12 protein-coding genes are annotated in these 14,161 nt (G+C 51.8%); 6 read left to right on the top strand and 6 right to left on the bottom strand.

Features of this window, described 5'->3' with window-relative positions:
* The first annotated feature begins 1 nt into the window (after position 1).
* The 6 genes from EBA_RS14400 to EBA_RS14375 all read left to right on the top strand — a co-directional run bounded on the left by EBA_RS14400 (position 2) and on the right by EBA_RS14375 (position 5,885).
* On the top strand, positions 2–1,576 hold the full coding sequence (locus EBA_RS14400; protein WP_192375354.1) for an ArnT family glycosyltransferase: 1,575 nt from the start codon (positions 2–4) through the stop codon (positions 1,574–1,576).
* Between the two features lie 535 nt (positions 1,577–2,111).
* Positions 2,112–2,819, top strand: coding sequence for a bifunctional 2-polyprenyl-6-hydroxyphenol methylase/3-demethylubiquinol 3-O-methyltransferase UbiG (gene ubiG, locus EBA_RS14395; protein ID WP_192375353.1), 708 nt, complete (start codon positions 2,112–2,114; stop codon positions 2,817–2,819).
* 6 nt (positions 2,820–2,825) lie between these two features.
* Positions 2,826–3,497 carry an HAD family hydrolase gene (locus EBA_RS14390; RefSeq protein ID WP_192375352.1) on the top strand — a complete coding sequence of 224 codons (672 nt, stop codon included), beginning with the start codon at positions 2,826–2,828 and terminating at the stop codon, positions 3,495–3,497.
* Complete coding sequence (locus tag EBA_RS14385) at positions 3,488–4,216, top strand: SDR family NAD(P)-dependent oxidoreductase (RefSeq protein ID WP_192375351.1); 729 nt, start codon at positions 3,488–3,490, stop codon at positions 4,214–4,216. Before EBA_RS14390 ends, EBA_RS14385 begins: the two co-directional genes overlap by 10 nt.
* Positions 4,217–4,223: 7 nt before the next feature.
* Positions 4,224–4,772 carry a putative Fe-S cluster assembly protein SufT gene (gene sufT / locus EBA_RS14380; RefSeq protein ID WP_192375350.1) on the top strand — a complete coding sequence of 183 codons (549 nt, stop codon included), beginning with the start codon at positions 4,224–4,226 and terminating at the stop codon, positions 4,770–4,772.
* 225 nt (positions 4,773–4,997) lie between these two features.
* Positions 4,998–5,885 (top strand): GGDEF domain-containing protein, encoded by an 888-nt coding sequence (locus EBA_RS14375; RefSeq protein ID WP_192375349.1) that lies wholly within the window; start codon positions 4,998–5,000, stop codon positions 5,883–5,885.
* A gap of 188 nt (positions 5,886–6,073) precedes the next feature.
* Here EBA_RS14375 and EBA_RS14370 read toward each other — a convergent pair whose 3' ends face one another.
* The 6 genes from EBA_RS14370 to EBA_RS14345 are packed head-to-tail and all read right to left on the bottom strand — an operon-like array spanning position 6,074 to position 14,123.
* The gene (locus EBA_RS14370; protein WP_192375348.1) at positions 6,074–6,772 is read right to left on the bottom strand and encodes a response regulator; all 699 of its coding nucleotides are present in this window, start codon (positions 6,770–6,772) and stop codon (positions 6,074–6,076) included.
* 24 nt (positions 6,773–6,796) lie between these two features.
* Entirely contained in the window at positions 6,797–9,535 is a 2,739-nt protein-coding gene (locus EBA_RS14365; protein WP_192375347.1) for a sensor histidine kinase, read from the bottom strand.
* Positions 9,532–10,122, bottom strand: coding sequence for a potassium-transporting ATPase subunit KdpC (kdpC, locus tag EBA_RS14360; protein ID WP_192375346.1), 591 nt, complete (start codon positions 10,120–10,122; stop codon positions 9,532–9,534). Before kdpC ends, EBA_RS14365 begins: the two co-directional genes overlap by 4 nt.
* Positions 10,123–10,133: 11 nt before the next feature.
* Positions 10,134–12,206: a potassium-transporting ATPase subunit KdpB gene (gene kdpB / locus EBA_RS14355; RefSeq protein ID WP_192375345.1), complete on the bottom strand. Its 2,073-nt coding sequence runs from the start codon at positions 12,204–12,206 to the stop codon at positions 10,134–10,136.
* A gap of 19 nt (positions 12,207–12,225) precedes the next feature.
* Positions 12,226–14,034, bottom strand: a complete 1,809-nt coding sequence (kdpA, locus tag EBA_RS14350) for a potassium-transporting ATPase subunit KdpA (RefSeq protein ID WP_192375344.1) — start codon at positions 14,032–14,034, stop codon at positions 12,226–12,228.
* The gene (locus EBA_RS14345; RefSeq protein ID WP_192375343.1) at positions 14,034–14,123 is read right to left on the bottom strand and encodes a potassium-transporting ATPase subunit F; all 90 of its coding nucleotides are present in this window, start codon (positions 14,121–14,123) and stop codon (positions 14,034–14,036) included. The genes kdpA and EBA_RS14345 overlap by 1 nt, the downstream gene beginning before the upstream one ends.
* Positions 14,124–14,161: the final 38 nt, after the last annotated feature.

Here is a 14,161-nt window from a genome sequence, read left to right as displayed (position 1 = left end):
TGTGAAATTTTTAAGTTTTTTTCAGATGCGTGGTATTAAAAAGTTATTTAGCGTTGAATTGTTTTTTATACTTTTCAGTGCGATTTCGCTGAGGTTGATTTTCTTTAATGGTCCTTTTGGAACGGATGAAATAACCTATCTGGTAAGGTCGCTAGAAGTAACTAATGGGGAGTGGTCAAGTTCCAACTATAATGGAGCGCTGAGATATGGGTATAATATTCCTTCCGGGTTTTTGATTTATTTATTTGGGTTAAATATTTACACTGCGAACCTCTGGGCTTTATCTTGTTCCATAATAGAAATCTGTGCTGTCTATTATTTCGCGTCAAAATTTATAAGTCACAAGGCCGCTATCCTGTCGAGTTTGTTTTTAGCCTTCACTCCACTTCATGTTGCGGTGTCCACTCGCTTGCATGCCGATCCAGTGGTTTCGATGTTTTTGACGCTTAGCTTTGTTTTTTTCTATATAGCGGAGCGCAATTCCAACAAAGTAATGTATTTCTTTACTGGAATACTTTTAGGCTGTGTGTTTTGGGTTAAGGAGCTGGCGGCGATAGTATTTTTTGCCTTCATTTTTTATCCTCTTGTTTTTAGAAAGCTAAATTCCGATTGGTTTTACTTGGTTTTTGGCGGTTTATTTATGCTGCTGGGACACTTTGTATTAATGGAGTTTATCGCGGGAGATCCATTTCATGCGATTAAGACGGTATTAGGTCAGGTAAATAGGAGTTTTATATCAAATAGTCAAGGTGAAGACAGTCCTTGGTATTATTTTTATTATCTTTTTTTTGATATAAAGCACACTTGGTTAATGCCTTTAATTGCATTGTTATTATTGGTGTTTATAAATAAAAAAAATCAATTAAAATGTGCTAATTCTTTGAGGTTTTGTTTATTTTGGTTACTGTCGTTATTAGTGGTTTTATCTTTTTTTCCGGTCTCTTTTTCGCCTATACGCTTTGCAATGAAGCAATCTAATTACATAACATTGTTTTTGGCTCCAATTTCTCTGATTGCCGGAACTGCAGTATCTTATTTTTCTCGTAGAACTGCTAGTATTTTAATTGTATTATTCGTGTCAGGAGGTATTGCACTAGCAGCCTTAGAGCAGCAGGCTTATCAGGTTTTTACCGCGAACAGTCGAGGGTTAATGGAGTTTTCAGTAAAGCATCCTGATCAATATATTTTTGGATCAGTTAATAATAAAAGAATTGCATGCTTCTATCGGCTCATAAACGGTAACACTTGCTTGGATAGTAAAGTTTACGAGTATTCTCAAATTCCAGAAGATTTGAGAAAAACTGTCGACACCCATGTGTACACAGTAATTGACCGGGAGACTTTAGGGTGGGGTATTAGCGATGTAAAAATAGAAAAAGTTCCTTCCTGCTGGAATGAGGTCGAGAAGATAGCACCATCAAATACTGGTAATGGTATTTATGTTCTTGATATGCTCTTGACTGTATCGAAATATCTGTCGACTAGTTTAACCGCCAAGCTTCAAACGATGAAAAGTCCTAATGAGGCTAAAATCTACTCCGCAAGTCTCGCAAATATATGGTGTGAACGCAATTGATAGAATGGTGATCAGCTCAAGTTAAGCGCTTATCCTGGCACGGCCAAGCAGGAGAATCCGGTAAGGACGTAGCTGTCCTCTTGAGAGCTCGGCAAATCCCGCGCGGGGAGTAACTAGCTCCTCATCTCCTCTGAAATTGTTGCTTGCGGGTTTGTTTAGTCTTCTTGATAAAGACCGGAGAGAATAGACCGCGTTGTTGCCAGGATAAAGATTTCCCAGTTAAGCAGTTTTGCGCAGGTTGCCGACTTTTTCAGAGGTTTTATATCTTGGTTAAAAGTTTTCTGGAAATTCCCTCGAATTCCCATACAGTTAAGTCACGTTTATTCAAATGGCCTCCGGTTGATATGCTCAATCCTGGGCGTCTACTAGTCAATCTGGCCGATTTTTTTAATTAGTATGTGATTAACAGATACTTCAACATTCAATTGCCTTGCTCCTCTTTGGATACCCGAGCTTGAGGTCCCGGTTGATAGCCGATTTGATGTTAAATACCCAGTAATATAGTAAACTATAGCCCTATGAACAGGTTGGCATTATGACAGCGACAGAAAACGTACATCCCCATGAAATTCATAAGTTTGGTTCGCAAGCCGAGCGTTGGTGGGATCCAAACGGCGAGTTTAAAACCTTGCATGACGTCAATCCTTTGCGCTTGCAATTTATTCAGCAATACGCCGATCTGCAAGGCAAGCGAGTAGTGGATGTCGGCTGCGGTGGCGGTATTCTCACCGAAGGACTGGCGAAGGCCGGCGCGGACGCTTTGGGTGTGGATTTAAGCGAAGACTTGCTGGATATTGCCGATTTGCATGGCTTGGAAACCGGCGTCAACGCCAGTTACCGGAAAATCAGCGCCGAACAACTGGCCGAGGAACAGCCGGCCGGCTTCGATCATGTGACCTGTATGGAAATGCTGGAGCACGTACCCGATCCCGCGTCCATCATTGCCGCCTGTGCAACGCTGGTTAAGCCCGGCGGCATGGTGTTTTTCTCGACTTTGAACCGGGTGCCCAAAGCCTGGTTACTGGCAATCGTCGCGGCCGAACACGTGTTAAAAATGGTGCCTAAAGGTACGCACGAGTACAAAACCTTTATCAAACCTTCCGAATTAGGGCAGATGGCCAGAAGCGTAGGGCTTGAGTTACAAGGGATGGTCGGTATCGAATACAGCCCGTTCAGCAAACGCTTTAGCCTTGGTAAGGATATCGACGTTAATTACATCGCCGCCTTTCAGCGCCCCGAGTGACTTTGCATGACCGGATTTAAACTGGATTGTGTGTTGTTCGATCTGGACGGTACCTTGGTCGATACTGCGCCCGATCTGATCGCCTGTTTGAATAAGACGCTGCTGGCCCATGGTTTTCCGGAAGCGCCGACAGAGTCAGTGCGGCCCTTCATTTCCCATGGCGCCATGCCGATGATCAGGCATTGCGTGAGCGTGGACGACAGCGTGGCGCAGCAGATGTTGTCATTCATGTTGGACGCTTATGAAAACAATATCGCGGAACACAGCCGTTTCTTTCAGGGTGTTGCCGATAGCTTGGAAGCGATAGAACAGCTAGGTTTGAAGTGGGGAGTGGTTACCAACAAGAAATCCCGCTTTACCGGGCCGTTGATGGCCGCGATGCAGCTCACTGAACGAGCAGCCTGCATTATCAGCGGTGACACCACGCCCAACAGCAAGCCGCATCCCGAACCGATGTTGGCTGCCTGTCGCCAAGCCGGTGTATCGCCGGAAAACTGCGTGTATATCGGCGATGCGATACACGACATCACTGCCGGCAAACGCGCGAATATGAAAACTCTGGCGGCCTTGTATGGCTATTTGCAAAGCGACGACCAACCCCACACCTGGGGTGCCGACGCCTTGATCGAACAACCGCCACAATTGATGGAATGGATACACGCTAATTTATGTTATTAAGCAATAAGGTTTTACTCATTACCGGTGCCGGCGGCGGTTTGGGCGGCACGGCGGCGCAGGCCTTAGCCGGGCAGGGCGCGCAAATCATTCTGCTGGATAAAAGTATTCCTAAGCTGGAAAAAGTCTACGATGCGATTGTGGCTGCCGGCGGCCCGGAACCTGTCATGTATCCCTTCGATTTGGCCGGCGCCAGTGAAGCGCAATACGAAGAAATGGCCGAGGCAATAACGCAACGCTACGGTGCTTTGCATGGTGTATTACATGCGGCCGTGGAATTTAGCGCATACAGCCCCATCGCCAACTACAAAACCAAGGATTGGGGACATGCCTTAAACGTCAACCTCAGTGCGCCTTTCCTGCTGTGCCGGGTGTTGTTGCCTTTGCTGCAACGCAGCGAGCATGCTTCCATCGTGTTTATCTCCGATTCCTCGGCGCGTAAAGTCCAGGCTTATTCCGGTGCTTACGGCGTAGCGAAAATCGCGCTGGAAGGCTTAGCAGGCATTCTGGCCGCGGAACTGGAAGCAGCAGGAAAAATCCGTGTTAATACTTTGGTACCGGGACCGGTGGATTCACCGTTGCGAAAGAAAGCTTTCCCGGCCGAAGATAAAACCAGACTGCCGAGCATGAGCAGTCTGGACCCGCTGTATGTTTACCTATTTAGCGACGCCAGTATCGGCAAGACCGGTCAAATAATTGACGCCCAAACTTTTAAACCTTAAGAAACTTATGGCAGACAGAGAAGTTGTATTTTTAACCCGCGAGGTCAACATCGTCACCATTCCCGACGGCAATCACGGCACCTTGAGTAAAGGCCAGGAAGTCACGATACACCAGGCTTTGGGCAGCAATTACACCGTGGTGACCGATTACGGCCACATGGTACGCATCGCCGGTATCGATGCCGATGCCTTGGGCAAGGAAACCCAGCATTTACAAACCTTGGTCTCGGAAACCGACCGCAGAGCTGTCGAACAGAACTGTTGGGAAGTGATGAAAACCGTCTACGATCCGGAAATTCCGGTCAACATCGTCGATTTAGGTTTGGTTTACCATTGCAGCGCCAGCCCCAATGCCAGCGGCGGCAACGATGTGCATATTCAGATGACCTTAACCGCGCCGGGTTGCGGCATGGGCCCGGTCATTCAAAGCGACGTCGAGAAATGCGTGCGCGCTCTGCCTGGGGTTAGCTCAGTTGATGTCGAAGTGGTTTTGGATCCACCCTGGTCGCGGGAAATGATGTCCGAAGTGGCGCAAGTGCAATTGGGTTTGTTTTAAGCATTTTGGGCTTGAGCCGATTGAGTGGCTAGCCGTTAAACCATTCGGCTAGTATGGCGGAGCCCGCTTTTATGAATGGCGGCAGACAGGTGGCGAAAAATTGCCGCTTGTTGTAAGAATCGGGTGCGAATTTTTATAAACAACTGATTTTTATTAAATATTATATATTGGCATGTTCCTGGCTTGTTTGTACTTGAACTTTGATTCAAGACTCGGGGAACCGTCATGAGAGATAAAGCAGCCGAATTAGCCATTGTCAGCAATAAAACCTTTGAAGCGTCTACCGCTGTCAATTTGCATCACTACGATATTAGTAGTGCTTTGCAGACCTCATTGGAATTCAACGAGCTGATCAGTATTTTCTGCGATAAAATTCAAAACACCATTCCACATAATGGCTTTGAATATATCAACGAAGATTTCAATTTAGAGTTCAAACGCGGCGTGATGGCGCGGCACTCTTGCAACTATGCGTTGAAAGTCGAAGATCAACAGCTGGGCGAATTGAAATTGACCCGCAGCAACCGATTCGGCAAAGACGAGTTGAAAATGCTGGAAAGCCTGTTGTGCTGCCTGATTTACCCATTGAGAAATGCCACCTTGTTTCAGCAAGCGTTGAAAATGGCATTTACCGATCCGTTAACCAAAACCAATAACCGCACGGCGTTTAACGATTGTTTGATGCGCGAGATTAAACGCGCTGAGCGTAACTCGCAGAATCTATCGGTAATTTTTGTCGATGTGGATCATTTTAAGCACATCAACGACGATTATGGTCACGGTTGTGGCGATTTGGCTTTATCTTCATTGGCCGGTTGGTTGAAAGACAGCGTGCGCGGCAGCGACGCGGTGTTTCGTTACGGCGGCGAAGAGTTTGTGATCTTGCTGAGCGATACCGACATCGACGGCGCCTTGGTGATAGGCGAACGCATCCGAGCAGATATTGAATCGCATACCTTGGCCTATGGTATGGACGTGTTGAATCTGACCGCCAGTTTGGGCGTTGCTACCTTAAAAGGTAGCGATAGCCCGGAATCGTTGATCAAACGTGCCGATGCCGCGATGTATCAAGCCAAACAACGCGGTAGAAACCGGGTAGAAATCGGGAGTTGATTCGGCTTTTCGCAAACTAAGCAAGCGGGCGGAGAGTGTTGCTTAGGTGATTTTTGAGAAAGTTAATATCCATTGGCAATGCCAACTATGTCGTTCGCTGAGCGTAGCCGAAGCGAACGGTTGACTTCGGCGCCGCTCAGTCCACGGAAAATTGCTTGGCTCGGGTACATTCATTACCATAAATCGCCTTAGTTCATTTTAAATCGATAACCCACGCCCGACTCAGTCAGCAGGTATTTTGGTTGAGTCGGATCGCTTTCCAGCTTTTGCCGCAATTGGCTCATGTAAATTCGCAAATAATGCGGATTTTCCTGATACGAAGGCCCCCAAACTTCCTTAAGAATCTGCTGATGCGTCAAAACTTTGCCGGCGTGCTTGATCAGCACGCAGAGCAAGCGGTATTGAATCGGCGTCAGATGAATTTCGCTGTCATTGACACTAACTACTCGATTGCGTAAATCCACTTTCAGCGCATCGACGATAAACACCTCGTCTTGTGCATATTCCGCCGGCCGGCTGGCATGCCGTAAAGCCACCCGTATGCGTGCCAGCAATTCGCCAAAGCCGAACGGCTTGGTTAGATAATCGTCCGCGCCGGCGTCCAAGGCGTCGATTTTTTGTTGCTCGTTACTACGGGCGGACAACACGATGATAGGTACGGCTGACCAATTGCGCACTGCCTTGATGACGTCGACGCCATCCATATCCGGTAAGCCTAAATCCAATATCAGTAAATCCGGTTTACGCACGCCGGCTTCGATCAGGCCTTGTTTGCCGGTCTCTGCTTCGAATACCGCAAAGTCTTGCGTCGCCAGACTGGTACGCAAAAAGCGTCGGATCGGCGGATCGTCTTCGATGACGATAATAACGGGATGGGTTTTAGCCATGGCGCAAAGCGGGTAAGAGTGCGTTCATTCCTCCGGCTCCATAGAGGGTGGTAGTTCGTCTGTGGGCAGCGTGAAGGTAAATATCGCGCCGCCGCCCACTCTGTTTTTGGCGCGAATCCGGCCGCCATGGACCTCGACAATGGCCCGGCAAATCGCCAGCCCCAAGCCGACGCCGCTTTGCGCCGATTCATGCCGGGCTTGGTAAAATTTTTCGAACAATCTGTCCTCCAAGCCTTTGGGAATACCTGGGCCGTGATCGGCGACCGAGATTTCCATCGTCTTACCCACGTTTTTGGCAAGCACTTCCAGTTCGGTATTCGTAGCGGTATAGCGCAAGGCGTTTTCCAGTAGATTAATCAGCACTTGTTCGATCATCACCGCATCGACAAATACCAGCGGAATGCCAGGCGGCAAGGTGACACTGACCTTGCGACCGCTTAGATGTTTTTGCAAGCGGGTCAGGACTGTGCCGATGATTTCTTCGACAGGATGCCACTGCTTGTTTAATTCCACCACGCCGGCGTCGAGTCTGGCCATGTCCAGAATATTATTCACCAAATTGGCCATGCGTTCGGCTTCGTCATAGATGGCGCGGCTGAGCTCTAAGCGGTGCTGGGTTTGTAAATGTCCTTCGTCTTCGACCAATGCGCTGGCTGAGCCGATTATTGTTGCCAACGGTGTGCGTAAATCGTGTGAAATGGCGCTCAGCAGCGAGTTGCGTAGCCGTTCCGCCTCGATTTGCATCTGCGACAGCTTGGCTTGTTCGGAAAAACGTAGCCGCGCCACGGCTTGGCCGATCTGCCGCAAAAAGGTTTCCAGCAATTTTTGTTGTTCCGGCAGGAACACTCGGCGCAAGTTGACCGGTAACAGCGCCAGCACCCCTATGGCTTTATCGTCATCCTGAATCGGAAAATAAATCGCGGCACTGCCGGGTAAGGTATGGGTACCCTGTCCGGCCATTTCGTTATGATCGTATACCCACTGCGCCACGCTCAAATCCGCGCTGCGTAAGGATTGGGCCAGGCTGCGTTGTTTAGGGTAGATCAGACGTCCGGCTGGGTTGGCAAATAAAATCACATTGCGGCTGCTGAATTCGGCGTACAAGTGCTTAACCGCTATCGCGACCACCTGCACCTCGCTCTGGGCCACCGCCAGCTCTTTACTCATGGCGTATAAGGCGGCGGCACGGCGTTCCCGATGCGCGGCGACCTTGGCTTGCGCGCGCACATTGACCATCAGATTGCTGATGACGATAGCCACCACCAGCATCGCTAGCAAGGTAATCAGATACTCACCGTCGGCTACCGACAGGCTGTAGAAAGGCCGCACGAATAGCACATCGAATACGCCGACGCTGAGTAAGGACGCCAACACCGACGGTCCCCGGCCGAAGCGGGTAGCGATGAATACCACACCGAGTAAATACACCATCACCACATTGGCCAGTTCTACCTTGCCGAACAGCATTTTGCCCACTGCGGTGCAGAGCAAAGTCGTTGCCATCGCCCACAGATAGCCGCGATAGCGTCGGCGAGTTTTACTGGGAATGCGTTGCCGCAGGCCGGGCAGGGGTGATTTCTTGAATAAAGACAGCTCGGCTTCCAGTTCCTCGCGTTCGCCCATGTGCGGGCTGCCCAGCAGGTAAATATTGATATTGTGGGCGTGGCTGATCAGCACATCCACCACCGAACCCAGCAGCCAGCGCCGCCAGCCGCGCCGGCTGGGTTTACCGACCACAATCTTGTTGATATTGCGCTCGCGGGCAAAGCGAATCAGTGCTTCGCTCATCTCCGGCGCGCTGAGCGTCACTGTTTCGGCACCCAGTTGTTCCGCCAGCCTTAATACCCGCAGGATGCCGTCGCGCTTTTCCGCGGGCAAGCGCGCTAATTCCGGGGTTTCGACATACACCGCGATCCAGGCCGTACGTAGACTGGTCGCCAAGCGTTTGCCGGCTCTGACCAGGCGCTCGGCCAGCACATTCGGACCTATGCATACCATCAGCCGTTCATTGACCTGCCAGACTTCGCGAATGGCGTTGTCTTCGCGATAATCCAACATCTGTGCATCGACGCGATTGGTGGTTTGTCGCAATGCCAGTTCGCGCAGGGCAATCAGATTGCCCTTGCGGAAAAAATGCTGAATCGCGTGTTCGGCTTGTTGAGGCAAATAGACTTTGCCTTCTTTCAAGCGCAGTAACAATTCGTCCGGCGGCAAATCGACCAGTTCCACTTCATCGGCGCACTCGAATACCGTGTCCGGCACGGTTTCCCAGATGCGGACGCCGGCAATCTGGCCGACGTCGTCGTTCAGGCTTTCCAGATGTTGCACGTTCAGCGCGGTATACACATCAATCCCGGCTTCCAGCAATTCGCGAATATCTTGCCAGCGTTTCGGGTGGCGCGAGCCGGGGGCGTTGGTATGCGCCAGTTCGTCAACCAGTATGATGGCCGGCCGGCGTTTTAGGGCCGCATCAATATCAAACTCCTGTAACACGGCGCCTTTGTAGTCGATCTTGCGGGTTGGGAGGATTTCCAAGCCTGCCAACAGCGCTTCGGTGTCGGCGCGACCATGGGTTTCCAGCAAGCCGACTATCACATCGAGATTTTCTGCGCGCCGTTCCCGTGCCGCCAGCAACATGGCATAGCTTTTCCCGACCCCGGCCGCCGCGCCGAAAAAAATCTTCAGGCGGCCGCGTTTGGCCTTGGCTTCGTCGCGTTCGACGCGGGCCAGTAGTTGGTCGGGGTCCTGGCGTGGTTCGTTCATGGCTGAGCAGGTTGCGCAGCGGCGTCCAAAGCCAGATTTAAGCCTAAGACATTCACCCTGGGTTCGCCGAACACCCGCCATTGTCTAGGCTGGGTATGCGATTCGACCAAATTCCGAACGACGCTTTCCGGCAATTTGCGGGCTTTGGCCACGCGCTTGATTTGGTAATTGGCCGCCGCAATGCTGATGTGCGGATCTAAGCCGCTGGCGGATGCGGTGATCAAATCCACAGGCACCGGCGCATGATTGCCAGAGTCGAGTTGCTGCAAGGCCTGAATGCGCTGGGTGACCGCATCCCTTAAAGCCGGATTGGTCGGGCCGAGATTGGAACCGCCGGAAGCGGCCGCATTGTAAGGGTAGGGTGCGGTTGCCGACGGCCGGCTCCAAAAATATTGCGGTTCACTAAAGCCTTGACCGATTAGAACCGAGCCTATGGCTTGGCCTAATTTATCGTGTATCAGGCTACCGTTGGCTTGGGCTGGAAAAACGGTTTGCGCTATCAGGGTCACCAATGCCGGATAGAGGCCGCCGGTGATTAATGTCATCAGCAACAACAGCGTCGCGGCTGGTTTGAAATAAGTCGTCATGTTCTGCTCCCTTACACCAGATTCATCGTTACCAGAACTAAATCAATCGCCTTAATGCCTATAAACGGTACCAGCAATCCGCCGACCCCGTAGACCAATAAATTGTTTTGTAACAGTTTCTCGGCGCCTACCGGTTTATATTTAATACCCTTCAAGGCTAGTGGAATCAAGGCGATAATTATCAGTGCATTAAAAATGACGGCTGACAATATTGCGCTGGCCGGCGTCGCCAGGCCCATCACGTTTAACACGTTCAACGCCGGATAGGTGGTGGCAAACGCAGCGGGGATGATGGCGAAATATTTTGCCACGTCGTTGGCCACGCTAAAGGTGGTCAACGCCCCGCGAGTCATCAACATCTGTTTGCCGGTCTCGACGATTTCGATTAGCTTGGTTGGGTTGGAATCCAGATCGACCATATTGCCGGCTTCCTTGGCGGCCTGGGTGCCGCTGTTCATCGCTACCGCCACATCGGCTTGGGCCAGTGCCGGCGCATCGTTAGTGCCGTCGCCAGTCATAGCTACCAATCTGCCGTCCGCCTGATGTTGCCGAATCAAGGCCAACTTGGCTTCCGGCGTGGCTTCGGCCAAAAAGTCGTCGACCCCGGCTTCTGCAGCTATTGCAGCCGCAGTCAGGCGATTGTCGCCGGTGATCATGATGGTTTTGATACCCATCTGCCGCAGTTCGATAAAGCGTTCCTTGATACCACCCTTGACGATGTCTTTCAATTCGATCACGCCCAGAGCCTGTTTGCCATCAGCCACCACTAGCGGCGTACTGCCGCGTCTGGCCACATCGACTACCATTTTTTGGATTTCGTCGGGAAAGCCGCCGCCTTGCTCGGTAACATACTGTCGAATCGCGTCCTCCGCACCTTTACGAATTTGCCGACCGTGCAGATTGACCCCGCTCATCCGGGTTTGGGCGCTGAAGTGGATGAAGGTCGCGCCCAGGGATTGCACATCGCGCTCGCGCAAACCGAACTTTTGTTTGGCCAGCACCACGATGCTGCGGCCTTCCGGGGTTTCGTCGGTCAAGGACGCCAGTTGCGCGGCATCGGCCAGCTGGGTTTCGCTGATACCCCTGGCTGGCATGAAAGCCGCGGCTTGCCTATTGCCCAGGGTGATGGTGCCGGTTTTATCCAGCAATAACACATCCACATCACCGGCCGCTTCTACCGCGCGGCCGGAGGTGGCGATCACGTTTTTTTGCATCATCCTGCCGATCCCGGCCACGCCGATAGCCGACAGCAAGCCGCCTATGGTGGTGGGAATCAAACAAACCAACAAGGCCACCAGTACGGTGATCGAAATAGGCCGCCCCGCGCCGGCTGTTTCCACGCTGTAGAGAGAGAAGGGTAGTAAAGTCACCGTCGCCATTAAAAACACCAGGGTTAGCGCGACCAGCAAGATGGTCAAGGCAATCTCATTCGGGGTTTTCTGCCGTTTCGCGCCTTCGACCATGGAAATCATCCGGTCCAGAAAGGTTTCGCCGGGGTTGGCGGAAATCCGCACCACTAGCCAGTCCGATAGTACGCGAGTGCCGCCGGTGACTGAGCTAAAGTCACCGCCCGATTCACGGATCACCGGCGCGCTTTCGCCGGTGATGGCGCTTTCGTCCACCGAGGCCACACCTTCGATGACATCGCCATCGCCGGGGACGAAATCGCCGGCTTCGATCAGCACCACATCGCCTTTTACCAAATTGGAGCCGGCGATTTTCGAATAATTGCTGCCGTAACGCGGTTCATCCAGCTTCTTGGCGGCAATATCGCGTTTGGCGGTGCGCAAGAAGGCCGCTTGGGCCTTGCTGCGGCCCTCCGCGGCGGCTTCGGCAAAATTGGCGAACAGCACGGTAAACCATAACCAGATAGTGATGGTTAATATAAAGCCAGCCGGTTCTTCGCTATCACCGGCCAAAGCTTGCAGCCACAACAGCGTAGTTAGCAGGCTGCCCAGATAAACGACAAACATCACCGGATTTTTCCATTGTTGCTGCGGCGTCAGTTTTTTAAAGGCTTCCCAAACCGCTTGTTTGAGCAGGTCAGGGTCGAATAAAGAAGAAGAGAGCGCTTTGTGTGTCATATGCTTACCTGCTAGGAAATCAAGAATGAGCGAGCATGTGCAGCTGCTCAACGATAGGGCCCAAGGCCAGCGCCGGAACAAAGGTCAACGCGCCGACCATTAACACCGTGATAATCAGCAACACCGCGAACAAGGGCGTATGGGTCGGCAAGGTGCCGGGGCCGACCGGTACGTGTTTTTTAGCGGCCAGCGAGCCGGCGATAGCTAATACCGGAATCATCAGCCCGTAACGCGATACCAGCATGGCCAGGCCGAGCAGGTAGTTATAAAACGGCACATTGGCCGATAAGCCGGCGAAGGCGCTACCATTGTTATTGCCTGCGGAGGACAGTGCGTAGAGCACTTCGCTAAAGCCGTGGGCGCCGGGGTTAAAGATGGATGCTTTGCCAGCCTCGCTCATAAGTGCGAGTGCCGTACCGCCCAATACCAGCAGCGGGGGTATCAGAATAATCACTGCGGCCATCTGCATCTCGAAAGCTTCGATTTTTTTGCCCAAATATTCCGGGGTGCGGCCTATCATCAAGCCGGCGATAAACACTGCGACCAGCGCGAATACCAGCATGCCGTAAAGGCCAGAGCCGACGCCGCCGAAGATCACTTCGCCCAGCTGTATCAACCACATCGGCACCATCCCGCCGATGGGGGTGAAAGAGTCGTGCATGGCGTTCACCGAACCGTTGGAGGCGGCGGTAGTGGCGACTGCCCATAGCCCGGAATTGACGATACCGAAGCGGATTTCTTTGCCTTCCATATTGCCGCCGGTTTGCTGAACGGAAGAGGCTTGATCCACGCCCAATGTGGTCAGTGCCGGATTGCCGTTTTGCTCTGCCGATACGGTGACGAAAATCAACGCGACAAACACCAGCGTCATTGCTGCCAACAGCGCCCAGCCTTGCCGGCTATCGCCGACCAGAAAGCCGAAGGTATGGCACAGCGCGGCGGGGATTAACAGGATGGCGAGCATTTCCAAAAAATTGCTTAGCGGTGTGGGATTTTCGTAAGGATGCGCCGAGTTAGCATTGAAAAATCCGCCGCCGTTAGTACCGAGCTGCTTGATAGCAATTTGTGATGCCGCCGGTCCCAAGGCCAGGATTTGTTCCTGGCTTTGCTGGGTTTGAGTGACGGGTTGACCTTGTGCATCCAGAACAGCGTGTCCATCCGCATCAAGCGCTGGTACCGAGTAAGTCAGCGGTTCTTGCAGCTTGACAGTGGCATAGCGATCAAAGGTTTGCACCACGCCTTGCCCGACCAGGACGACGGCCAGCAGCAACGACAACGGCAGCAGGATATACAAGGTTGAGCGCGTCATATCCACCCAGAAATTGCCGATAGTGTGGGTGTTACGGCGGCTGAAACCACGTATCAGAGCTACTAACACTGCCATACCGCTGGCTGCCGACAAAAAGTTCTGTACGGATAAACCCAGCATTTGCGTGAGATAACTCATGCTGGCTTCACCGGCATAACCTTGCCAATTGGTGTTGGTGGCAAAACTGATGGCGGTATTTAAAGCTGAGTCAGTGCTGATCGCCGGTAAAGCCTGCGGATTTAGTGGCAATAGGTCTTGGCAAGTTTGTAGCGCGTAAACGACTAGCAGACCGAGCAAGTTAAAAATCAGCAAAGCACCCGCATATTGCTGCCAGCGCATATCTTGATCGGCCTCGACGCCGCACAGCTGATACAGCCAGCGCTCAAGCCCGGCAAACCAAGTGTTGGCGACGATGGATTCGTCTTGATACACCCGTGCCATGTACGTACCCAGCGGCTTGCTCAACAGGAGTAAGGCCAGCAGATAGAAAAAAATTTGTAGGAAGCCGGTTTCGTTCATCAGAATTTCTCCGGATAAAACAAAGCGACCACCAGATATACAAACACCAGCAGCGCCAAGCCGCCGCTTAATAGATAAATCCCGCTCATATAGACCTCCTGTGAGGAAGTGCAAACAATTTTCGAAT

The organism is Methylomonas albis (assembly GCF_014850955.1).
GTDB classification, from domain to species: domain Bacteria; phylum Pseudomonadota; class Gammaproteobacteria; order Methylococcales; family Methylomonadaceae; genus Methylomonas; species Methylomonas albis.
Note: the sequence above shows the minus strand (reverse complement) of the source record. Positions and strands in the feature narration are given on the sequence as shown.